This is a genomic window from Antribacter gilvus (assembly GCF_003946865.1).
GTDB classification, from domain to species: domain Bacteria; phylum Actinomycetota; class Actinomycetes; order Actinomycetales; family Cellulomonadaceae; genus Antribacter; species Antribacter gilvus.
On sequence record NZ_QXTH01000004.1, the window covers coordinates 45738 to 66451 of the forward strand.

Here is a 20714-nt window from a genome sequence, read left to right on the forward strand (position 1 = left end):
CTCCGGCCTCGGCGGAATCACCTGGTGCGCCGTCAGGCCGGCGCCTCGCCCCGCGCCTCGGCCTCGGCCCGGACGGCCGACTCCGGCGGGTCGAACTGAGCGAGCACGAGCTGGGCGCCGAACGGGTCGCGGACCGTCGCCTCCTTGGTCCACTCCCCGTCCTCGGTCGCCAGCACGGTCGCACCCGCACTCTCCGCCAGCGCGGCGGACTGGTCCCGGTCGGCGACGGCGAAGGCCACCGACCAGTGCGCCGGTCCGTCGGCCCGCAAAACCCCCGCGACGACGTCGGCGAAACCGGGCGGCACGAACGCCTGCCGCTCGTAGATGCCCGGGTCTGAGGTGCGGGCAAGGTGGTCGCCGTACCCCGGGACGCGGGCCATACCGGCCCCGAGGTCGTCGCTGAGCTCCCAGCCGAGCAGCGGGCCGTAGAACGCCAGCGCGGCGTCTACATCGGGCGTGAGCAGGTTGCTGAAGTTCCACGTGCCCGGCACGTTCACGACCTGCGCACCCAGTCGCGTCGCCGCCTGCCACAGCCTGCCGGGCGCGCCCTGCGTGTCGACGATCCGCGCCATCCGTCCCGCCAGACGCCCCGGCGGACCCACGTCCTCCGGCGGAGAGCTCACGACGCCGCCGAGCTCGGCGGCCTGCGCGACCGCCGCGTCGACGTCGTCCACAGCGAGGTAGGTGTGCCACGCGACCTCGCCGTCGAAGCCCGGGTCCGGCGTGGCGATCCCGGCGACCGCCGTGGTGTCCGACCCGTTCTGGGAGGCGACGACGTAGCGTCCCGCCGCTCCGGGCGGCAGCTTCTCGGTGAAGCGCCAGCCGAACAGGTCACCGTAGAAGGTGAGCGCCGCGCCGACGTCGTGCACCTCCAGGTCGATCCAGCTCAGCACGCCGTGCGGGTACGTCCGGGGAGTGGTGGGTGTGTCGGTCATGACGTCCTCCAGATCGGTTCCGGTACTCCGATGCTGCCCCGGACCACCGACATCCGCTGAAGTTCGCACGCTGGCAACCTGGGCCACCGCTGCCACCGCCGGGCCTCAGACCGGCCAGCTCCGCACCCCGCGACCCACCGCCACGGCGCCGGCGGGCGTGCGCAGCTCGCCGAACACGTGCACGTCCCATCCGTTCCAGGCACCCCGCCACATCGAGTAGCCGGGCGTGGTGCCGGGCACGTCCAGGTAGTGCGGCAGGCTCAGCGCCTCCGCGAGCGAGGCTCCGTCCGGCAGCCGGAGCGGGTGAACCATCAGCCGGTCGCGATACACCTCCACACACTTGACGCGGTCGTCCCCGAGTTCCGCCAGCAGCGTCGACGCCGCCTCCGCCGAGTCTGCGAGCGTGGTCGTCCCCATGCTTACCCCCTTCGCCGAGGCCCTTCCTCTAGGCGCATAGACAGGGTCTCTCCGTCCCCTAGAGCGCGCAACTCGGAACCCTCAAAAGTTGCGTATATGCCACAGTCCCTAGTTAGGTGGGAGGCGTGTCTAGAGAGGGCCGAGTTACCGCCGCCAGCATCGCCACCGATCTGCGTGCAGCCATTCGTTCGGGGACGTACCAGCCCGGCGACCGGCTCCCCAGCGAGGCCGCGCTCATGGCCAGCTACGGGGTTGCCAGGATGACCGCCCGGCACGGCCTGTCCATGCTCAAGGACGAGGGGCTCACGGTCACGCGCCACGGGTCGGGCGTCTTCGTCCGGGCCTTCGAGCCGATGGTCCGGGACAGCACCGCGCAGTCCGCGCCTGACGACGTGCCGGTGGACCCCGCCGCGCTCCGCGCCGAGGTCCGGAACGTGACGCCGGAGGCTGATCCGACGCCCGAGGTGCGGGAGCTCCTCGGCCTGGCCGACGGCGAGAAGGTGGCGGTCCGCGAGTTCCGCCACGTGCGCGACCGGAAGCCCGTGCTGCTCGCCACCTCGTCGGTGCCGGTCACCATCGCGGCCGGCACGCCCATCGTCGACCCCGAGTCGGGCCCCGGTGGCACGCACGCCCGTCTGGCCGACGCCGGCCACGCGCCGGTGCGGTTCCGCGAGGACGTCGTGGGCCGCATGCCGACGATCGAGGAGATCCGCGAGCTGCGGATCGAGCCGGGCACGCCGGTCCTCGCGGTCACCCGCACGGCGTACGACGCCGAGGGAACCGCCGTCGAGGTCGCGGAGATCGTGCTCGACGCCGGCGAGTTCGTGGTCCGGTACGACTTCGAGGTCTGACCCTCCCGGCGCGGCCGCCGGACCGCCCTCAGACCGCCCTCAGACCGCGCTCAGACCGCCAGACGCAGCGTCCGGTCGGCCACGCCGACCCGGACCTCCTGCCCCCAGCCCACCTCGAGCCGGTCCGCCTCGATGCCGTCGCCGAAGACGACCAGCCTGTCGGACTGCACGGTGACCAGCACCTCCTCGCCCGCCGCGAGCGTGCCGTCCAGGAGGGTCGCGCCCGTCACGGGCGACGGCCAGGCCTCCCGGACGAACCACGCGAGCGCGCGGTCGGCAGGGCCGGGCAGGCGGCGCCCGCCGCGGTCGTGGGCGAGGGAGGCGCACCAGCCGGTCGCCCCGGTCCCTGTCCCCACGATGAGGCCCGACGACGACTGCCGCTCCGACCGGCCGCCCGCCGCGAGCACGTAGCGCGCCGACTGGTGGCTCCCGTGCCCCAGGAACACCTCGTTGAGCGCGTACAGCTCCTGGCCGTCGTCGAGCCGGGCGCGCACCATCGTGAGCTCGTCGCAGGGGACCTCGCCCGCTCCCCGGGCGAGCGCCGTGAGCACACGGCGAGCCCCGGCGACGTCGTGCCGCACGAGCACCCCGGCGTTGGCGCCGGGCTCCGGGTCCACGCCCACGACGAGCTGCGGGCCGACGTACTTGGCCACGTTGGCGACCAGCCCGTCCTGCCCGACGACGACCACCACGTCCTCGGGCGCGAACAGGAACCGGTCGAGGTCGGCCCGTTCCACCTCCGCGAGCGCCCAGTCCGTCGGCACCGCGGCGACGACCGCTCGCCGGGCGGCGGCCACGGCGTCGTGCCGGGTCTGGACGTCGGCGAGCGTGCGCCCGCGGGTGCGCAGGAAGAACTCCGCCTGGCCGCGGGTCGCGTGCCTGTCGAGGAGCTCGTCGAGCTCGGTGCGGCGGTGCACGAGCACCGCCCGTCGCCGCAGTGCCATGTCAGACCGCCTCGCCGCCGCGGGCGCCGGTGACCCGCGCGACCTCGGTTCCCCGCCCGGTGAACGCGCCCACCAGACCGGTCAGGAGGTCGGGGGTGATGGTCACGGAACCGACGGCGGGCAGGTTCGGCGCGGCGTCGCGCAGTGCGAGCGCGAGGAGCACGTCCTTGCCGACCGACGCGTAGACCTGCATGAGCGCCGCCTCCTTGGTCGCCTCGGCAGCGCCGATCCGCTCGAGCTCCGCGGCCCGGGCGATGGAGTCGATCTCGCGCCGCTCGGCGGTGGCCCGCGCGGCCACGAGCGCGGCAGCCGCGGCCTCCTCGGCCTCGCGGCGCTTGTTGGCGCCCTCCTGCGCGACGAGCTGCTCGCGGCGCGTGGCGAGCTCGATCTGGCTGGCGAGCTCGTTCTCGGAGATCGTGCGCTCCCGCTCGACGGCCAGCGCGCGACGCTCGTACGTCGACCGGTCCGCCTCGGCCTGCAGCCGTTCGCGCACCGGGGTGCGGAGCGCCTTCTCGACGTCGGCCTCGGGCCGCAGGGCCAGGACCCGCACGCCGAGCACCTCGATGCCGGTGGCGGCGAGGCGTGCGTCCTCGGTGAGGGACCCGCCGAGCGCCTGCCGCACCCGGCCGACGCCGGTCTCGAGCGCCTCGGCGAGCGTCAGCGTCGCGACGAGGTCGACGGTGACGCTCTGCGCGAGCTGCCCCACGATGGCCCCGACCTGCTGTCGGCCGCCGGCGGCGTCGCCTCCCCCGGCGCCTCGGAGCGGGAAGATCCCGAAGTCCAGGCGCTGCGACGCGAGCACCGGGTCGGCGAAGCGGTAGGTGACGTTCGCCTGTACCGTCACGTCCTGCTGGTCGCGGGTCACCGCGTGGAACAGGACGGGCAGCTCCTGGTCGGTGGCCGGGACCTCGCTGAGGACGGACCGGTCGGGCCGGAACCAGAACGCCTGCCCCACGCCCTGGTGGCGCACCGCGCCCCGGTCGAGGTGCACGACGTACTCGCCGGCCGAGCCGAGGAACCGCTGCACCAGGGGGTATCGCTTGATCGTGGCCATCACGATCTCCTTTCGTCGATGTTGTCGTCAGGATGACGATATCCAGGTTCCCGGGTTTCCGTCAAGGTGACGAGAACGTACGATCGGCTCATGATCCCCGACTCGGCCGCCGCGTTCCCCGTCACCGTCGACGTCGTCGCGCTCACCGTCCGTGACGGCGCGCTGCAGGTGCTCCTCGTCGACCGCCTGCTGGAGCCGTTCCGCGGCACCCGCGCCCTGCCCGGCGGCTTCGTGCTGCCCGACGAGTCGCTCGAGGACGCCGCCGCCCGCGAGCTCGCGGAGGAGACGGGGGTGGTGGCGCCGTCGGGCAACGGGCCGGGACCGGGGCACCCCTGGCACCTGGAGCAGCTGCGGACCTACGGCCCGCAGGGCCGGGACCCGCGCGGCCCGGTCCTGTCGGTGGCGTACCTGCTGCTGGCGCCGGCTTTCGGGCTGCCCGCGCCGGGCGGGGACGCGGCGGAGGCGGCATGGTTCCCGGTGCCCGACGCCGAAGAACCGGGTCCGGCGGGCACGGCACCCCTCGGCGCGCTCGCCTTCGACCACGACCGCATCCTCGCGGACGGCGTCGAGCGGGCCCGCGCCAAGCTCGAGTACTCGCCGCTGGCGACGGCGTTCTGTGCCGACGAGTTCACGATCGGCGAGCTGCGCGCCGTCTACGAGGCCGTGTGGGGTACGCACCTCGACGCGCGGAACTTCCACCGCAAGGCGACCGGCACACCGGGCTTCCTGGAGGCCACCGGCCGACTGCGCGCCGAGGGGCCCGGCCGCCCCGCCGAGCTCTACCGGCTCGCCCCGTCGGTGGACCCGGCGGCGGCGGTGCTGCACCCGCCGCTGCTCCGCCCGCCCGCCACGCCCGCTCCCCCCACTTGAGCCACCCCCACGCACCCGCCGAGGTAGCGCCTCCGTCCGACGAAGGCACTACCTCGGCACTCCCCCAGCGCCGAGATAGTCAGCCCGTCCGACGAAGGCACTACTTCGGCAGCACCGCCCCCGCCGCGAACGCTCCCGCGACGGCGAGGACGGTCCCGGCCAGCAGGACGCCGTCGGCCGCCGTGAAGCGCAGCCGCGCGAGCCGCAGGCTCCGGGCCAGGCCGCCCGACCCGGCCGCGGTCGCCGCGGTGAAGCCCCGCGTCTCCAGCGCCTCGACGGTGGTGCGCGTGCGCTTGGCGGTGTTGAGGACGAGCGGGTAGAACGCCTGGACGGCGATCCAGCACACCCGCACCACGGCCCGCCGGCCGAGGAACCCGACGGGCCCGGGTGGGGCACCCCGGAGCCGGTGGCCGTCCACGACGGTCTGGTACTCGTCGATCAGCACGGGGATCATCCGGTACCCGTACGACACCGCGAAACCGATCATGGCCGGTGCCCGCAGCGCGAGGAGCGCGTCGGAGATCTTCTCCGGGTCGAGCGACACGAACGCCGCCATGCTGACGAGCGACACGGTGCCGAGCTTGAGGGTGGGCATGACGAGGTCGAGCACGGTCGACCAGTCGTGCCCGAGCACCAGCACGAGGATCAGCAGGTACACGAGCTCGCCGAGCAGGCCGAGCACGAACAGACCCAGCAGCAGGGGGCCGATCCGGGCCGCGAGCGCCCCGACGACCGCCAGCCCGAAGAGGATCGCGAGGACCGTCAGGTCGTACGTGAACCAGGGTGCGATCGCCCCGACGACGTACCAGGCGATGACGGCGCGCGGGTCGCGGCGGGAGAGGAAGCCGCCGCGGGTGGCGTACGCGACGCGCATCAGCTCGAGCTTGACCCACTCGACCGAGGCACGGTCGAGCCCGGAGCGGGACCTGCCGGCGGCGGGCGCGCTCATCGCTCGCCCTCCGCGCGCTCCACCAGCTCCTCGACCGACAGCGGCACGGGGTCGAGCCCCAGCCCCGCCCCCACCTGCGCCACCTGGGGCGGCACCAGCCGGGCGCGACGCAGCACGCCGGGCGACGCGAACAGGGTCGCGGGATCGGTGTCGGCGAGGACGCGCCCCTGGTCGAGGACCACGACGCGGGTGGCCCACTCGGCCACGAGGTGCATGTCGTGCGTGGCGACGACGGTGCACCGGATGTACTCGGCCAGGTCGGCGAGCAGCCCGATCACGTCGTCCCGGGAGCGGAGGTCGAGGCTCGACGTCGGCTCGTCGAGAAGGAGGAGGCGGGGACGCATCGCAAGGGCGATCGCCAGGGTGGCCCGCCGCTGCTGCCCGCCGGACAGGAGCCGCCCGTCCCGGTCGGCCACCTCGGTGAGCTGCATCCGGTCGAGGACGCCCTCGACCAGCTCGTCGGTGTCCGGGAGCCCCCGGCCGCGAGGGAACATCGCGACGTCGGCGCGCACCGAGTCCTGGAGGAACATCTCCTCGGGGCGCTGCACCAGGTAGCAGACGGTGCCGGCCAGCTCCGCGGCGGAGACCGAGCGCGTGTCGCGCCCGCCCACCTCGACGGTGCCCGCCTGCGGGAGGGTGAGCCCGGCGAGGAGCGCCAGGAGCGTGGACTTCCCGGCGCCGTTGGACCCCACGAGCGCCACCCGCTCGCGGTCGCGGAGCGTCAGGGACAGCCCGTCGAGCACGGTGCTGCGCGGGCCGGAGACGCTGAGGTAGCCCGCGGTGACGTCGTGCGCGCGGGCCACCACCTCCGTCGTCGGGCCGACGGCGGCGCCCGGCTCCAGGCCCCCCGGACCGGCGGCAAGCCCTGCGGGGTGGCCGGCGAACCGCGGCGCGAGGAGGTCCGTGCACGCCTCGGCCGTGAGCGGCACGGGCGCTCGGCCCGCGGCGACGGCCGGGTCCAGCGCGCGGGCGAGCGCGACGACCTGCGGCACGGGGATGTCGGCCTCCTCCAGGTCGGCGGTGCGGGCGAGCGCCTCCTGCACGGGGAGGTGCCAGCGGACGCGGCCGCCGGCCATGAGCACCACCGACCGCGCGTACCGGGCGACCAGGTCGGCGTGGTGCTCGATCACCACCACCGTGACGCCCTCCCGGTTGAGCCGCGTGAGGCGCTCGTAGATCGCGGCGGCCCGCGCGGGGTCCACCTCGGCGGCGGGCTCGTCCACCACGAGCACCCGCGGGCGGAGGGCGAGCGACCCGGCGAGCGCCGTGAGGTGCTGCTGCCCGCCCGACAGCTGCCACGTGTACGCGTCCGCCAGGTCCTCGATCCCGAGGGCTGCCAGCGCCTCGTCGGCCCGCTCTGCCCAGTCCTCGAGGCCGAGGTTGAGCGGGGCGAAGGCGACGTCGTCGCGCACAGTGGGGCGCACGAGCTGGTTGCCGAAGTCCTGGAACACGTACCCGACCTCCCCGGCGAGGTCGGCGACGCTGCGCTTGCGCGTGGAGCGGCCGTGCACGCGGACGCGACCGGTCAGGTCGCCGTTCCAGAAGTGCGGCACCAGGCCGTTGAACGTCTTGCAGAGGGTCGTCTTGCCCGAGCCGTTGCCGCCGACCACCGCCACGAAGTCGCCCGCCTCGATGCGCAGGTCCACGCCGCGGAGGGTGTCCGACGTCGCGCCCGGGTACCGGAAAGTCAGTCCCGTCACCTCGATCGCGGGCACGGGTCCGGGGGCGCACGCGGGTCCCGGTGCGGCGGTCGGTGCGGCGGTCGGCGGCGTCGGCATCAGTCCTCGTCCTCGCCGTCGGCGGCCGCCTCGGCCCGGGCGGACTCGGCCTGCGCCGCCGAGCGGGCGCGCAGCGCCGCCACCAGCACGACGGCGCCCAGGCCCACGACGAGGCCGACGAGGCCGCCCACCCAGGCGAGCGACTCGGCGAACTCCTCGGCCCCCTCGGCCTCGAACTCGGCCAGCGTGGTGACCGGGTTCGCCACCTCGAAGTGCTCCTCCCACTGGGAGAAGATGCCCACCGCCGCGGCGGCGAGGATGCCCAGCGCGCCGACCAGCCAGAACGGGACGCCCCACGGCCCGACGAGGCGCGGCGGGTTGGCCGGGTCGCGCGGGCGGAGGCCCATGAGCGGCTCGATCTTGCCGTAGAGGCGCGGGGCGAGCCACATGGCGACCAGGCCACCGAAGACGACGCCGGTCACCACCATCGCCAGGAGGAGCTCGAGACCCTCGGAGACGACCACCGTGGACAGCGCGTCGCTCAGGCCGAACGCCTCTGCGGCCTCCTCCTGCGCGTCGGGGTCGATGCCGATGGCGACCTTGGCGACGTCGATCACGCCGGAGGTCACCTTGTCGATGGCGACGAGGGCGAGCCCCGCCACGAAGAGCTGGCGGCGGTTGCGCGGGTCGCGCACGAGGCAGCCGGCCACGTAGGCACCGACGAAGATCTGCAGGAAACCCTCGATCTCGCCCAGGCCGCCGAAGCTGCCGAGCAGCATGTCGGCGATCATCGCCTCGCCGATGGCGCAGCCGAGCGCCACCCAGAACGGCGTGAGGAGCGCGGCGAGCGCGACCGGGATGAACGCGAAGTACGCGACCTCGATCTGGAGGCCGCCCACCTCCCACTGGGGGACCAGGTCGGCGACGATGTCGGCGACGCCGTACAGCGTCATGGACAGGACGAGGATCATCAGCTTCTGCGAGCCGGAGATCCCGTCCGGGTCGTGGAACCGGGCGCGGAGCGCGTCCGTGCGGGACAGCGTGGACATCAGGGTGCCTTCCTTGTGGTGGGGATGGTGTGTCAGGGGTGGTCGAGGGCGAGCCCGACGAGCTCGCCGAGGTGCGCGATCACGTGGTCGGGACGCAGGTGCGCGGGGGCCTGGTCGATCTCGGCGTCGCTGGACGACCCGCCACGGACCAGCACGACGGTGCCGACGCCCGCCGCGCGGGCCGCGGCGACGTCGCGCCGGGGCTTGTCGCCCACGAACCAGGCGCGCGCGGGGTCGGCGCCGAGGGCGTGCAGCGCGGTCCCGGGCATGAGGGGGTCGGGCTTGCGGCGGCCGAGCTCGTCGGAGTAGACGTGCACGCCGACCAGGTGGGTCAGGCCCGCCTCGTCGAGCTCCTCGCGCACGGCGCGGCCGTTCACCGTGTTCGACACCACCGCGACCGGCACGCCCAGCGCCCGCGCCGCCTCGAGCACCTCCCGCAGGCCCGGGCGCACGGTCGGCAGCGACTTGGACCGGGCGAACCCGACCATGAGGGCGTGGGCCTCGACGCGCAGCCAGGTGGTGGCCCCCGCGTGCTGCTCGGGCGGCAGGAGGGCCAGCAGGCCGGGGGCGGCGAGCCCGGTCCAGAACGTCGTCGCGTCGATCTCGGGCACGACGGGCGGGGCACCGGGGTCGGCCAAGGCGGAGACGTCCGCCTCACGCGCGGCCTTCCACTCCTTGTGCCGCCGCCGGGCGGCCGCGACCACCTCGCCCGCCTCCTCGAAGGTCACGTAGTACCCCGCGCGACCCAGCCGCCGCGCGAGGTGGGCCGCGAACGCGAGGCGGGCTCCGACGTCGGGCACGGACACGGCGATGACGCCGCCATGGTCGAGGAGCAGAGCGGACGGGCGCCCGACGGCGGCACCCGCCTCCGCGGCGACAGGTACCTCTCCCGGGGTCGGGTCCGCCGGCGCGGGCTCGCGGCCCGCCGCGGCCAGCACCTCGACCAGGCCCTCCGGGGTGTCGAAGACCGCGTCGGCGGTCTCGGTCACGGGGAAGGGCGGCGAGTCGGTGTGGTGGTGGCGGGTCAGCACGACGGCGCCGACGCCCGCCCGCCGGCCCGCCACGACGTCGCGGTCGAACGTGTCGCCCACGTACCAGGAGCGGGCCGGCGTGGTGCCGAGGGCGGCAGCGGCCAGCTCGATCATGCCCGGGTGCGGCTTACGGATCCCGACCTCGTCGGAGTAGACCTGCACGCCGAACGCGTCGTCCAGGCAGTGGGCGGCGAGCAGCTCGCGGTGCGCGCGGCCCGCGTGCGCGTTCGAGACGATGCCGAGCCGGACGCCCCGCTCGGCCGCGAGCGCGAGGAGCTCGCGCACGCCGGGGCGCACGACGTGCTCCGCCACGGTGGCCGTCAGGTACGCCTGGAGCGCGCCCGCGCTGCCGACCAGCACCTCGCGGGCCGCTGCGGGAAGGGGCGAGCCGTAGAAGTCGCGCCAGATCTCACGGTGCGTGAGCTCGCGCGGCTCCAGCCGTCGGCTCGACGCGTTCTTCCAGTCCTTGAGCGCCTTGTTGCCGCCGCGCAGCACCGGCTCCAGCTCCTGCGCGCCGATGCGGTGACCCGCGCGCGCCAGCACCTCGGAGACGTGGACGGCCACCTCGGCCCAGGCCTCGGGGCGCTTGCGCGTCTGGAAGACGACGCCGCCGAAGTCGAGGAGCAGCGCGTCGGGGACGGCGTCGAGGCCGGTCGCGGGGGACGGGGTGGCGGACGGGGTGGCGAAGAGGTGCGTGCTGCGGGTCACGGTGGCGAACGTAGGGACGGGGCGGGGCGTCCCGGCGTCGGGCAGATGGACCGCAGGTGAACGACCACGGAACTTCTGGAACGTTCCAGTGGAACCTTCCATACGGGGCACCCGACGGGGTCCCGAAACGTACACTTCCGAAGGTCGGACGGATGGAGGGGGACGGGTGCCACAGAGCGCGCAGGAGACGGACGAGCCGGGGCGGGCAAGGGTCGGCCACCGCCCGACGATCCTCGACGTCGCCGCGCGGGCGGGGGTCTCCAAGTCGCTCGTGTCGCTCGCGCTCCGGGGCGCCCCCGGGGTGGGCGCGGCCACGCGGGAGCGGATCCTGCAGACCGCGGACGAGCTCGGCTACCGGTCGAACGCCCTGGCCAGGGCGCTGCGGGAGCGCCGCACGATGCTCGTCGGCGTGGTCATCTCGAGCCTCTCCAACCCGTACCACACGGAGATCGTCACGTCCGTGGAGCGTGCCGCCGAGGCCGCCGGGCTCTCGGTGCTCCTGGCTCACGGGTCGCGGGAGCGGGGGCGGCTCGCCGGACGGGTCGAGGCCCTGCTGGACCTGCACGTCGACGGGCTCGTCGTCGTGTCCTCGTGGGTGGACGCCGCCACGCTCCAGGCCGCGGCCCGGCGTGCGCCGGTCGTCATGGTGGGCCGCACGCTCGAGCCGGTCTCCGGCATCGACTCCGTGAACAACGACGACGAGCTCGGCGCACGGCTCGTCGTCGACCATCTCGTCGGCCGGGGGCGGGAGCGGATCCTGCACGTGTCGTCGTCGCGCCGGCCCGCCGGCCTCGCCCGGCGCGACGGCTACCAGGCCGCCATGCGCGCCCACGGCCTCGAGCGGTTCGCCCGCGTGACAGACCCTGCCGGGATCGGGGCGGCCCTCGCCGCCGGGCACGACGCCGTCTTCGCCCGGAACGACGTCGAGGCGTTCGACGTGCTCGACCACGCCTGGGACCACGGGCTGTCCGTCCCCGGCGACCTTGCCGTCGTCGGCTACGACGACTCCGCGCTCGCCCTGCGCGCCCGCCCGCGCCTCACGAGCGTGCACCAGCCGCGCGAGCTCATGGGCGAGCGGGCCGTCGCGCTGCTGGCCGAGCGGATCGGTGGGCGGGCGGGAGACCGCCACGAGGTGCTGGCACCGAGCCTGGTGGTGCGGGGTAGCACCTGACCCGCCGCCCCCCGGCACGGTTTCAGGGGTGGGGGCGGGTCCTCGGCTTGAGCCGCACGTCCGGCAGGGCGGGCGCCCGCAGCGGCCCGGTGGGGTAGCCCTCGACCCGGCCGAACCTGCGCCCGGCCGCCCCGGGGGTGTACGCGGTGGCGTCGCCGCCGGCGTCGGCCACCTGGGCCATCCAGTCCGCGCGGGCGCGGGCCACCTCCTCGTGGGTGCGCCCCATGAAGTTCCACCACATGATGACGTCCTCCTCGAAGGGCGTCCCGCCGATCAGCACGGCACGGACGGGGCCGGACGCGCCTGCGCGGACGACCAGCCGCGAGCGCCCCGGCGAGACGTAGCCGAGGCCGGCGACCGGCACCGTCTCCCCCTCGAGGGCCACGTCCCCGGAGTCCACCAGGAGGGCGTGCTCGAACGCCGGGTCGACGTCGAGCCACACCTCCGCGCCCGGTTCGAGGTCGAGCTGCGCGCCGACCAGCGGCGTGTAGGTGCGGGCGGGCGAGACGAGCTCCCCGCCCCCGGCGGACAGCCCGCCCATGAAGACCTCGACCCGGGCGCCGTCGACGGTCGCGACCGGCAGGTCGCCGTGGTGCTCGAAGTGCGGGTCGGAGTCGAGGGCCGAGCCCGGCAGCGCTGTCCACAGCTGGACGCCGTGGAGCAGCGGCGGGCGCCCCTGGGCCGGCGACTCCTCCGAGTGGGAGATGCCCCGGCCGGCCGTCATGAGGTTGAGCTCGCCGGGCCGGACCGTCTGCAGCGAGCCCACGGAGTCGCGGTGCAGGATCTCGCCCTGGAAGAGCCAGCTCACGGTCTGGAGCCCGGTGTGCGGGTGGGGCGGCACCTGCATCCCGGCGGACGACGACACGTCGTCCGGCCCGTAGTGGTCGCTGAAGCACCAGGCACCGACCAGCGAGCGTGCCCGCTGCGGGATGGTGCGGCGGACGGACATCGCCCGGGGGCCACCGAGCGGCACGTCCCGCGGCGTGAGGAGCTCCACGCCTTCGCGGAGCTCGCCCGCGCTGCACACCTGCTCGGCCGGCCGCGTCTCCAGGTTGCTCATGGTTCCGAGCGTAAGAGGTCGCGGCCTCCTGGACAGGCCAGGGCCCCCCGGGGCAGGCCGGGGGGCCCTCGCAAACCGCGTACCCCTGGTCGACGAATCCCGGGGATCAGAGGTGCCGTGTCGACGTCACGGCCCCGATTGACGCCCGTCAGACCCGGATCGCCAGGCCTGTTCTCCACGGACGTGTCGGACGCGGGTGGTCTTCCGGCCCCGTTCAGGCACCTGCGTCGTCACCCGCAGCCCGTACCGCGGTACGGGACGTCCTGTCGTTCTCCGGTCAACCAGAACTGTCGTGGGCTGCAGGTTCGCCGGGGCTGTTGCAGGTGCTCCGACCGGCCTGCCGCCTTCAGACCGTTAGCCACGTTTCTATCCGCGTGTCCTCATCACGGCAAGCGGTCGGGGGCACCAGAATGTCCACCTCTGACACCAAAAACGGTTGTCCACAGCGGCACCGGGGATGACACCGCTCGTTCCACAGGGCTGTGGATCAAATCTGTGGACGACACGCAGGGCGCGTTTCCACGATCCACCGAGTCGGGCGTGTTCCGGCGAGCCGGGCGGTTCCACCCAGCGGAGCTAGACCCAGACGCGGGCGCCGCCCGCCCCCGAGGGGTCGTTCCGCTCCTCCACCTCGGCCGGCGTGGCGATGAACCCGCCCTCGTCCACGATGACCCCCGCGATCCGGCTCTGGAGGGACGTCGCGAGGCGTGCGAGCGAGGCCCGCATCCGGGCCCGCGCGATCAGGTGCAGGCCGGACGGCTGCTCGAGCTCGAGCTCGTACTGCTCGGCGGGGACCCAGCTCATCCGGTAGGCGAAGGGTCCGTACATGCGCCAGTCGAGGGCGCCGAGCGCCCGGGGCACGCGGTCGACCCGCTCGACCTCGATCACCAGGGAGCCGTCGTACGAGCTGCTGCCCACGAGAGTGAACCGGGGCGACCCGTCGGCCGTGGGCTGGTCGGCCGCGACGTCGGCCGTGGCGATCAGCGCGCGCAGCATGGGCAGCACGTCCCCGGGCGTCAGCGCGTGCGCGCTGTAGAGGCCGAGGTTCACGGACCCGCCCGGGTCAGGAGCCAGGAGGGACCGGCCGTCGGCCAGCACCACGCCGCCCGACTTCCGGGCTGCCGCCACGGCCCACTGGATGAGGCGGAGCTCCTCGCCCTGCGGCAGGGAATGGGGGAAGGTGCGGGCGATGCCGTCCCGGTCGTCGAACGACGAGGGCGCCGGCCCGCGCAGGTCGCGCAGACCGTCGCTCCGCGCCAGCGAGTACGCCTCCGCCTTCGCGACCCGCAGCCCCAGCTCCTGCAGGTGCGCCGGGGTGAGCTCGTACGGTCCCGTGGCGACGTGCTCGTCGCCCACCCGGAGGACCCCGGGCGTGATGGCGTCCGCCTGCTGGATGCCGCGGAAGCGGGAGCCCGCGATGGGCCGTCCGCCGCTCACGCGCGACGGTTCACGGAGCCAGGCCACGTCGGAGAACCAGGCGGACGCGAGGTCGCTCACGGACGCGGGCCGGCCGTCGTCGGCCACCGGCAGGACCAGGATGTGCCCGGACGCGTGTTCCACGGGAATCGCACCGGCCAGATAAGTCATGCGCGGCACCCTACGCCCGCCCTGAAACCCGGAGAATGCCAACGCGTTACAGGGAGGAAACGTCCGTGTATCACGTTCCGCGCAAATACGCGGATAAATGGACGAGCGTTGAAACTACGCTTTCACATCACACAGGTGATGGAGCAGGTCGTGCAGGAAGTAGACGCCGAGCGTCCGCACCGTGAAGACGGAGCCGTTCGAGCGCCGACCGGGCCGCTCCCACAGGTCGCCGGCGGCCGCCACCGTGTCGAACCGGGCGGCGATCGCCTCGCCGGCCGCCACCAGCTCGCCGGACACGACCGCCGGGTCCTGGTGGGCGTAGTCGTCCTCGAGCGCGGTGGCGTCCTGGTCCCAGTTGGCGAACAGCGGGTCGTCCGTCTCGATCATCGACGCGAGGCGGACGTCGAAGATGCGGAACACGTCCCGGACGTGCGCCCCGTACTCCAGGACCGACCAGGTCGCCGGCTCGGGCCGGACGGTGGCGTCGGGCCGGGCGAGCGCCTCGGTCCAGCGCGGGAGCGTGGCGCGCACCACGTCGCCCAGCCGTGCGGCGTCCGCGTCCGCGGCCGACGGGTCGAACCCGCACTCCGGGCAGGGTCGCTCCAGCACCCAGGTCCAGTCCTTGTCGTCCGGCACGATCCCGTCAGGCTGCGTCATGCCCTGAGCCTAGGGCGGTGCCCGGCATGCGAGCCAGAGCGTCCCACGTCACGGTCCGGGGCGGCTCGTTCCTGACGGACGAGCCCTATGATGTCAGCATGCCCAAGATCATCGGCAAGAGCCTTCACGAACACCGCCAGATGACCCGGCACAAGCTGTTCAACGCGCTCTCCACCCTCATGACCGAGCGCGGGTTCGACACCATCACGCTCGCCGACATCGCCGCCGCCGCGGGCGTGGGACGCACCGCCGTCTACAACCACTTCCACGACAAGGAAGCGCTGCTCCTCGGTTTCATCACGCACGAGACCGAGCAGTACGCCCACACGCTGGAGCGCGCGCTGGACGGGGTCCAGGACCCGGTGGAGCAGCTGCGCACGTACATCCGGCAGCAGGCCCAGCTCGCGCGGGTGTTCCACCTCGCCCCGGGTCCCGACCTGCGGTCCGTGCTGTCCCGCGCCACGCAGCAGCGGCTGCGCGAGCACGCGGACATCGTGGAGACGATCCTGCGCCGCATCCTCATGTCGGGGATCGAGTCCGGCGTGTTCCCCCCGCAGGACATCGGGCCCACCGTGCACCTCGTCAACGCGTGCCTGTCCGGCCGCCTCATCCCGGACGAGCCGGTGGCCCGGGAGCGCGCCATCCGTGCCGCCGAGGCGTTCGTCCTCCGCGCGGTGGGCGCCCGGTCCGACGCCGTACCGGTGCTCGTCCCGGCCTGACCGGCGGGCGCAGGTAGCCTCGGCTCGTGCCACCGATCGCCCCGAGCAACAACACGCAGGCCGCCACTCCCCGCCGCGCAGGGCTCGGCGCCGCCTTCGGCAACCTCTTCACCGCCAACCTCAGCTCGAGCCTCGGTGACGGCATCGCGCGGGTGGCCGCCCCGCTCCTCGCGGTGCGCCTCACCGACGACCCGCTCCTGATCTCCGGCATCGCCGTGGTCGCGATGCTGCCCTGGCTCTTCTTCGCCCTGCCCGCCGGGATCCTGCTCGACCGCATCGACCGCCGCCAGGCCCTCGCCGCGGCGAACGGCCTCCGCACCCTCGTGGCCGTCGGCCTGCTGGCCCTCCACCTCGCGGACGGCCTCACCATCTGGTGGCTCTACGCGGTGGTCCTCGTCTACGGAGCCCTCGAGACGGTGTACGACGGCGCCATCCGCGCCGTGGTCCCCTCCATCGTCGACCGGCCGGACCTGCCCCGCGCCAACTCCCGCATCGAGGCGGGCGAGATCGTGGTGCAGCAGTTCCTCTCCCAGCCGCTCACGTCGTGGCTCCTGGCGGCCTCCGCCGTGTGGGCGCTCGGGCTCAACGCGGGCGCGTACGCCCTCGCCGGCGGCCTCGCGCTCTTCCTTCCGGCAGCGGCAGCGGGCGCCCATGTCCGACGCCGGTCCGCCCTCCCCGCGCAGGAGGCCTCACCTCCGCGACCGAAGACCTCGTGGCGCGAGGAGACCGCCGCGGGCCTCCGCTTCATCTGGTCCAGCGACATGCTGCGGCCCCTGTGGATCCTGAGCATCGCGATCGGGATCTGCCACGCCGCCGTGACGTCCACCCTGGTGCTGTTCGTGCTCGACCAGCTCGTCGTCCCGGAGGCCTGGTACGGCACCTTCATCCTCTCGGGCGCCGCCGGCGCGCTCTTCGCCACCACGGTCGCCGGGCGGCTCAAGGAGCGGTTCGGCACCGGCCGCACCATGGCCTGGGCCAACATCCTCGGGCTCGTCGCGTGGATCGTCGCGGGCGCCCTGCCGAGCGTGCCGCTGGCCGCCGCCTGCCTGTTCGTGACGTTCGGCTGCACGGTGGTGTGGAACGTGCTGGTGATGTCGCTGCGCCAGGCGGCGATCCCGAGCGCGCTGCTGGGCCGCGTGCACGGCACCTGGCGCACCCTGCTCTGGGGCGCGATGCCGATCGGCTCGCTGCTGGGCGGGCTGCTCGCCCGCGGCGGGCTCAGCCTCCCGCTCGTGGTGGGAGGCGCTGCCGGGCTGGTGATCGCGGCGGTGGGCTACCGGACCGTGGCGAGGCTGCCGAACCCCGAGGACCTGCCGCCCCACTGAGGCGGCGGGCTCAGGACTCCCCGGCGGACATCGTCGGGCGGGCGAGCCGGAAGCCCATCCCGAGCCCCACGGACAGCGCCCCGGCCACCCCGGTGAGCACCGCCCAGCGGTAGTGCGCCCAGGGCGCCGGGACCTCGGGCGCGCTGAACGTCGTCTCGGACAGCGGCGCGTAGGCGAACCAGCCGAACTCCACGGCCACGGGCCGCGACACGAGCCAGGCCGTCAGCACGAGGAGCACCGCGCCGAGCACGATCGCCGACATCGTCCACGCGCCGCCGGGACTTGGTGGGTCCTCGGCGGGACTCGGCACGTCCTCGCCGGGACCTTCCCCGGAGCCGCTCGGGCTGGGGTCGCCGTGACCGGCGCCATGGTGGGGCATACCGCTCATCGTGATCCGATCCGCGCGCGGGGGCAAACGATGGCGTGGCGCGCGGCGTGTCAGGGCAGGCGGAACAGCGGGTCACCAGCGGCGACGACAGTCCCGGGCCGCACCAGCTCGGTCAGGCCCGCCGGGCCCAGGTCCAGGGCGACGACCGGGACGAGGGGCGAGCGGCCGCCGTCGGACACCGTGGCCGGAGACCAGGACACGAGGGTCTCCCCCGCGCGGACCCGGTCGCCCTCGGCGACGTGGAGGGTGAAGCCCTCCCCGCGGAGCTGGACCGTGTCGATGCCGAGGTGGACCAGCACGCCGCGGCCCCCGACCGGGCCGGCGGACGACCCGCCGTCCGACGACCCGCCGTCCGCCGCCACGACGAACGCGTGGGCGTGCAGCTTGACCACGACGCCGTCGCACGGGGCCACCACGTCACGGCCCAGCATCCGGTCCGGGTCGACCGCGAGGCCCGGCCCGACGAGGCTCTCGGCAAAGACAGGGTCGGGCACGTCGCGCATCGCGACGACGCGTCCCGCGACGGGAGAGAGGACTGTCAGCGCCTCAGCCATGGGGTCATCGTCCCAGACCTGGGGCGCTGCGGCCGGGATCCGTCCGGGACTGCACCGCCCCGACCCCTCGCGGGCCCGTGACCGGCCGTGTTACGTTCGCTCGCGCGCCTCGACGACGAGACTGACGGGAGCGGCCGCATGTCCACCGAGAACGACACGCTCATCGGCGTCGCAGCAAGTCCGGGCCGCGCCGTGGGGCCCGTCGTCCGTATGCCGCCGCGCGTGCCGGAACCGCCCACCACTCGGCTCCCGCGGGGCACCGAGGACGCCGCCGCCGCCGCGGTCACCGAGGCCGCGTCCCGCGTGGAGCGGGATCTCGCCGAGAGGGCCACGCGCGCGTCCGGGACGGCGTCGGACGTCCTGTCCGTCACGGCGGCCATGGCCGCCGACCCCACTCTGGCCGCCGACGCCGTCCGTCGCGTCCGCGAGGACCGGCTCACCCCCGAGCGGGCCGTCTGGGACGCCGCGGGCGCAGTAGCGAGCCAGCTCGAGTCCCTCGGCGGGCCGATGGCGGAGCGGGCGCGCGACGTCCGCGACGTGCGCGACCGCATCGTCGCCGCGCTCACCGGCGTCACGCCGCCCGGCGTCCCCTCCCCCGGCCACCCCTTCGTGCTCGTGGGCGCCGACCTGGCGCCCGCCGACACCGCGATGCTCGACCCGGACACGGTCCTCGCCCTGGTCACCACCCGCGGCGGCCCCACGTCCCACACCGCCATCCTGGCGCGAACCCTCGGCATCCCCGCCGTGGTCGCCCTGCCCGGCGCCTCCTCGCTGACCGAGGGCGAGAAGGTCCTCGTCGACGGCACGCTCGGCACGGTCTCGCGGTCGCCGTCGGAGTCCGCGGTCGAGGACGCCCGACGCCGGAGCGCGGCGTCGGCCCCCGTCTTCAGCGGGCACGGGAGAACCAAGGACGGGGCGGAGATCGAGCTGCTGGCAAACGTTGCCGACCCCGCCGGGGCGGTCACCGCCGCCGAGGCCGGGGCGCTCGGCGTGGGGCTGTTCCGCACCGAGTTCTGCTTCCTCGGCCGAGGCGAGGAGCCCACCGTGGACGAGCAGGTGCGCGAGTACCGCGCGGTGCTCGCGCGGTTCCCGGGTCGCCGCGTGGTGGTCCGCACCCTCGACGCCGGGGCCGACAAGCCGCTCCGCTTCCTCGCCCCCGGCCACGAGGACAACCCCGCCCTCGGCGTGCGAGGGCTCCGGACCGCTGTGGACCACCCGGGGGTGCTCGACCGGCAGCTCGCCGCGATCGCCGCGGCCTCGGCCGCCGAGTCCGCCGACGTCTGGGTGATGGCACCGATGATCGCCACCGTGGACGAGACCCGGGACTTCGTGGCGGCGTGCGCGTCCCACGGGCTGGACCACGCCGGGGTCATGATCGAGACGCCCGCCGCCGCGCTCCAGTCCCGGTGGATCATGGGGGTGGCGGACTTCGCGAGCCTCGGGACCAACGACCTCACGCAGTACACGATGGCCGCCGACCGCGACCTCGCCGGGGTCGCCGCGCTGTCGACACCGTGGCAGCCGGCCGTGCTGGAGCTGGTCCGGGTGGCGTGCTCCGGCGGGGCGGTGCATGGTCGTCCGGTGGGCGTGTGCGGAGAGGCCGCTGCGGATCCGTGGCTCGCGCCCGTGCTCGTCGGGCTGGGGGTAACGTCGTTGTCCATGACCCCGCGCGCACTCGCGGAGGTGGCCGCGGTGCTCGCGACCGTGACCAGCGAGGAGTGCGCGGACCTGGCACGGCTGGCGCTCGACCAGCCCACCGCCCGGGCCGCACGGGAAGCGGTACGTCTACGGATCGTGACCCCATAGGTTCACGAGAAGGACACGTACGGCGCCTAGGGTGGCCCGCATGCTCGACACGAACGGGAGCGAAGTGGCCGGTTCATCAACCTCCGAGATCCAGGTGACCCTCTCCACGGCGTCGGTATACCCACGCCGCACGGCGTTCGCCTTCGAGACCGCCGCCGAGCTGGGGTACGACGGCGTCGAGGTGATGGTGTGGTCCGAGGAGACCACCCAGAACCCGCTGACCCTCGCGCACCTCTCCGCCGACACGGGCATGCCCATCCGGTCGATCCACGCCCCCACGCTCCTCGTGAGCCAGCGGGTGTGGGGCCGTTCACCGGCGCCCAAGCTGCAGCGCGCGGTGGAGCTGGCGCAGGAGCTGGGCGCCACCACCGTCGTCGTGCACCCGCCCTTCCGCTGGCAGTACAAGTACGCGCGGCTGTTCGAGGAGCAGGTGCGGACGCTCAACGAGGACACCGGCGTCACCCTCGCCGTCGAGAACATGTACCCGTGGCGCGGGGCCCGCCGCGAGATGCAGGCGTACCTGCCCGGCTGGGACCCCGCGGAGCACAGCTACGAGTCCGTGACGCTCGACCTCTCGCACGCCAGCGTGGCGCAGCAGGACGGCCTGGCGCTCGTCGAGTCGTTCGGCGACCGGCTGAAGCACCTGCACCTCGCCGACGGCACCGGGGCGGCCCGGGACGAGCACCTCGTGCCCGGCCGTGGGGGGATGGAGTGCGACAAGGTGCTGCAGGACCTGGTGCGGCGCGGCTTCACCGGCGACGTCTGCCTCGAGATCTCGACCCGTCGTGCCCGGACCGCCGGTGAGCGGCTGGACGACCTCACGGCCGCCCTGAAGTTCGCGCGCACGTACCTCTCCCCGGAGCCCGGTGAGTACTCCACGCCGCCGGGAGTGCCGCACCGCGTCCACGACGCCTGGTAGGC

20 protein-coding genes are annotated in these 20714 nt (G+C 74.3%); 7 read left to right on the forward strand and 13 right to left on the reverse strand.

Going from position 1 to position 20714, the window contains the following annotated elements; all coding sequences use genetic code 11:
• Nucleotides 1–32: 32 nt before the first annotated feature.
• Entirely contained in the window at nucleotides 33–935 is a 903-nt protein-coding gene (locus D1350_RS07945) for a VOC family protein (RefSeq protein WP_125775463.1), read from the reverse strand.
• A gap of 105 nt (nucleotides 936–1040) precedes the next feature.
• Entirely contained in the window at nucleotides 1041–1352 is a 312-nt protein-coding gene (locus D1350_RS07950) for a hypothetical protein (RefSeq protein ID WP_125775464.1), read from the reverse strand.
• 125 nt (nucleotides 1353–1477) lie between these two features.
• Between D1350_RS07950 and D1350_RS07955 the strand changes: the two genes are divergently transcribed.
• Nucleotides 1478–2203 carry a GntR family transcriptional regulator gene (locus D1350_RS07955; RefSeq protein ID WP_206074465.1) on the forward strand — a complete coding sequence of 242 codons (726 nt, stop codon included), beginning with the start codon at nucleotides 1478–1480 and terminating at the stop codon, nucleotides 2201–2203.
• A 50-nt stretch (nucleotides 2204–2253) separates the two neighbouring features.
• Here the strand turns inward: D1350_RS07955 and D1350_RS07960 are convergent, their stop codons facing one another.
• Nucleotides 2254–3147 carry a hypothetical protein gene (locus tag D1350_RS07960; RefSeq protein WP_125775465.1) on the reverse strand — a complete coding sequence of 298 codons (894 nt, stop codon included), beginning with the start codon at nucleotides 3145–3147 and terminating at the stop codon, nucleotides 2254–2256.
• A gap of 1 nt (nucleotide 3148) precedes the next feature.
• A complete protein-coding gene (locus tag D1350_RS07965) occupies nucleotides 3149–4201 on the reverse strand; it encodes an SPFH domain-containing protein (protein WP_125775466.1) in 1053 nt (350 codons plus the stop codon).
• Between the two features lie 90 nt (nucleotides 4202–4291).
• On the opposite strand from D1350_RS07965, the gene D1350_RS07970 reads away from it, so the two are divergent.
• The gene (locus tag D1350_RS07970) at nucleotides 4292–5071 is read left to right on the forward strand and encodes an NUDIX hydrolase (RefSeq protein WP_125775467.1); all 780 of its coding nucleotides are present in this window, start codon (nucleotides 4292–4294) and stop codon (nucleotides 5069–5071) included.
• Between the two features lie 100 nt (nucleotides 5072–5171).
• Here the strand turns inward: D1350_RS07970 and D1350_RS07975 are convergent, their stop codons facing one another.
• Genes D1350_RS07975 through D1350_RS07990 form a run of 4 tightly spaced genes read right to left on the reverse strand, consistent with a single transcriptional unit; the run spans nucleotide 5172 to nucleotide 10526 of the window.
• Complete coding sequence (locus D1350_RS07975; protein WP_125775468.1) at nucleotides 5172–6020, reverse strand: energy-coupling factor transporter transmembrane component T family protein; 849 nt, start codon at nucleotides 6018–6020, stop codon at nucleotides 5172–5174.
• The gene (locus D1350_RS07980; protein ID WP_125775469.1) at nucleotides 6017–7798 is read right to left on the reverse strand and encodes an ABC transporter ATP-binding protein; all 1782 of its coding nucleotides are present in this window, start codon (nucleotides 7796–7798) and stop codon (nucleotides 6017–6019) included. The genes D1350_RS07975 and D1350_RS07980 overlap by 4 nt, the downstream gene beginning before the upstream one ends.
• Entirely contained in the window at nucleotides 7798–8787 is a 990-nt protein-coding gene (locus tag D1350_RS07985; RefSeq protein ID WP_125775470.1) for a DUF8171 family membrane protein, read from the reverse strand. The genes D1350_RS07980 and D1350_RS07985 overlap by 1 nt, the downstream gene beginning before the upstream one ends.
• 32 nt (nucleotides 8788–8819) lie before the next feature.
• Nucleotides 8820–10526, reverse strand: coding sequence for an HAD family hydrolase (locus D1350_RS07990; protein WP_206074466.1), 1707 nt, complete (start codon nucleotides 10524–10526; stop codon nucleotides 8820–8822).
• A gap of 166 nt (nucleotides 10527–10692) precedes the next feature.
• Between D1350_RS07990 and D1350_RS07995 the strand changes: the two genes are divergently transcribed.
• Nucleotides 10693–11697, forward strand: coding sequence for a LacI family DNA-binding transcriptional regulator (locus D1350_RS07995; RefSeq protein ID WP_125775472.1), 1005 nt, complete (start codon nucleotides 10693–10695; stop codon nucleotides 11695–11697).
• Nucleotides 11698–11719: 22 nt separating this feature from the next.
• Here D1350_RS07995 and D1350_RS08000 read toward each other — a convergent pair whose 3' ends face one another.
• The 3 genes from D1350_RS08000 to D1350_RS08010 form a co-directional block, all read right to left on the reverse strand.
• Nucleotides 11720–12757: a pirin family protein gene (locus D1350_RS08000; protein WP_125775473.1), complete on the reverse strand. Its 1038-nt coding sequence runs from the start codon at nucleotides 12755–12757 to the stop codon at nucleotides 11720–11722.
• 576 nt (nucleotides 12758–13333) lie between these two features.
• Entirely contained in the window at nucleotides 13334–14344 is a 1011-nt protein-coding gene (locus tag D1350_RS08005) for a hypothetical protein (protein WP_240643960.1), read from the reverse strand.
• Between the two features lie 114 nt (nucleotides 14345–14458).
• Nucleotides 14459–15001, reverse strand: a complete 543-nt coding sequence (locus D1350_RS08010; RefSeq protein WP_125775474.1) for a DinB family protein — start codon at nucleotides 14999–15001, stop codon at nucleotides 14459–14461.
• Between the two features lie 98 nt (nucleotides 15002–15099).
• On the opposite strand from D1350_RS08010, the gene D1350_RS08015 reads away from it, so the two are divergent.
• Nucleotides 15100–15720 carry a TetR/AcrR family transcriptional regulator gene (locus D1350_RS08015; protein ID WP_125775475.1) on the forward strand — a complete coding sequence of 207 codons (621 nt, stop codon included), beginning with the start codon at nucleotides 15100–15102 and terminating at the stop codon, nucleotides 15718–15720.
• Nucleotides 15721–15746: 26 nt separating this feature from the next.
• On the forward strand, nucleotides 15747–17045 hold the full coding sequence (locus D1350_RS08020) for an MFS transporter (RefSeq protein ID WP_125775476.1): 1299 nt from the start codon (nucleotides 15747–15749) through the stop codon (nucleotides 17043–17045).
• 10 nt (nucleotides 17046–17055) lie between these two features.
• On the opposite strand, the gene D1350_RS08025 is transcribed toward D1350_RS08020, so the two are convergent.
• The gene (locus tag D1350_RS08025; RefSeq protein WP_125775477.1) at nucleotides 17056–17424 is read right to left on the reverse strand and encodes a hypothetical protein; all 369 of its coding nucleotides are present in this window, start codon (nucleotides 17422–17424) and stop codon (nucleotides 17056–17058) included.
• Nucleotides 17425–17483: 59 nt separating this feature from the next.
• Nucleotides 17484–17987, reverse strand: a complete 504-nt coding sequence (locus tag D1350_RS08030) for a PTS sugar transporter subunit IIA (protein WP_125775478.1) — start codon at nucleotides 17985–17987, stop codon at nucleotides 17484–17486.
• 138 nt (nucleotides 17988–18125) lie between these two features.
• On the opposite strand from D1350_RS08030, the gene ptsP reads away from it, so the two are divergent.
• Nucleotides 18126–19793: a phosphoenolpyruvate--protein phosphotransferase gene (gene ptsP / locus D1350_RS08035; protein WP_125775479.1), complete on the forward strand. Its 1668-nt coding sequence runs from the start codon at nucleotides 18126–18128 to the stop codon at nucleotides 19791–19793.
• Between the two features lie 40 nt (nucleotides 19794–19833).
• Nucleotides 19834–20712: a sugar phosphate isomerase/epimerase family protein gene (locus tag D1350_RS08040; protein WP_125775480.1), complete on the forward strand. Its 879-nt coding sequence runs from the start codon at nucleotides 19834–19836 to the stop codon at nucleotides 20710–20712.
• Nucleotides 20713–20714: the final 2 nt, after the last annotated feature.

What these genes read in the sequence shown, in the direction of transcription:
- D1350_RS07945 (WP_125775463.1), bottom strand. Translation starts at nt 935, where the DNA reads ATGACCGACACACCCACCACTCCCCGGACGTACCCGCACGGCGTGCTG.
- D1350_RS07950 (WP_125775464.1), bottom strand. Translation starts at nt 1,352, where the DNA reads ATGGGGACGACCACGCTCGCAGACTCGGCGGAGGCGGCGTCGACGCTG.
- D1350_RS07960 (WP_125775465.1), bottom strand. Translation starts at nt 3,147, where the DNA reads ATGGCACTGCGGCGACGGGCGGTGCTCGTGCACCGCCGCACCGAGCTC.
- D1350_RS07965 (WP_125775466.1), bottom strand. Translation starts at nt 4,201, where the DNA reads ATGGCCACGATCAAGCGATACCCCCTGGTGCAGCGGTTCCTCGGCTCG.
- D1350_RS07970 (WP_125775467.1), top strand. Translation starts at nt 4,292, where the DNA reads ATGATCCCCGACTCGGCCGCCGCGTTCCCCGTCACCGTCGACGTCGTC.
- D1350_RS07975 (WP_125775468.1), bottom strand. Translation starts at nt 6,020, where the DNA reads ATGAGCGCGCCCGCCGCCGGCAGGTCCCGCTCCGGGCTCGACCGTGCC.
- D1350_RS07980 (WP_125775469.1), bottom strand. Translation starts at nt 7,798, where the DNA reads ATGCCGACGCCGCCGACCGCCGCACCGACCGCCGCACCGGGACCCGCG.
- D1350_RS07985 (WP_125775470.1), bottom strand. Translation starts at nt 8,787, where the DNA reads ATGTCCACGCTGTCCCGCACGGACGCGCTCCGCGCCCGGTTCCACGAC.
- D1350_RS08000 (WP_125775473.1), bottom strand. Translation starts at nt 12,757, where the DNA reads ATGAGCAACCTGGAGACGCGGCCGGCCGAGCAGGTGTGCAGCGCGGGC.
- D1350_RS08005 (WP_240643960.1), bottom strand. Translation starts at nt 14,344, where the DNA reads ATGACTTATCTGGCCGGTGCGATTCCCGTGGAACACGCGTCCGGGCAC.
- D1350_RS08010 (WP_125775474.1), bottom strand. Translation starts at nt 15,001, where the DNA reads ATGACGCAGCCTGACGGGATCGTGCCGGACGACAAGGACTGGACCTGG.
- D1350_RS08015 (WP_125775475.1), top strand. Translation starts at nt 15,100, where the DNA reads ATGCCCAAGATCATCGGCAAGAGCCTTCACGAACACCGCCAGATGACC.
- D1350_RS08025 (WP_125775477.1), bottom strand. Translation starts at nt 17,424, where the DNA reads ATGCCCCACCATGGCGCCGGTCACGGCGACCCCAGCCCGAGCGGCTCC.
- D1350_RS08030 (WP_125775478.1), bottom strand. Translation starts at nt 17,987, where the DNA reads ATGGCTGAGGCGCTGACAGTCCTCTCTCCCGTCGCGGGACGCGTCGTC.
- ptsP (WP_125775479.1), top strand. Translation starts at nt 18,126, where the DNA reads ATGTCCACCGAGAACGACACGCTCATCGGCGTCGCAGCAAGTCCGGGC.
- D1350_RS08040 (WP_125775480.1), top strand. Translation starts at nt 19,834, where the DNA reads ATGCTCGACACGAACGGGAGCGAAGTGGCCGGTTCATCAACCTCCGAG.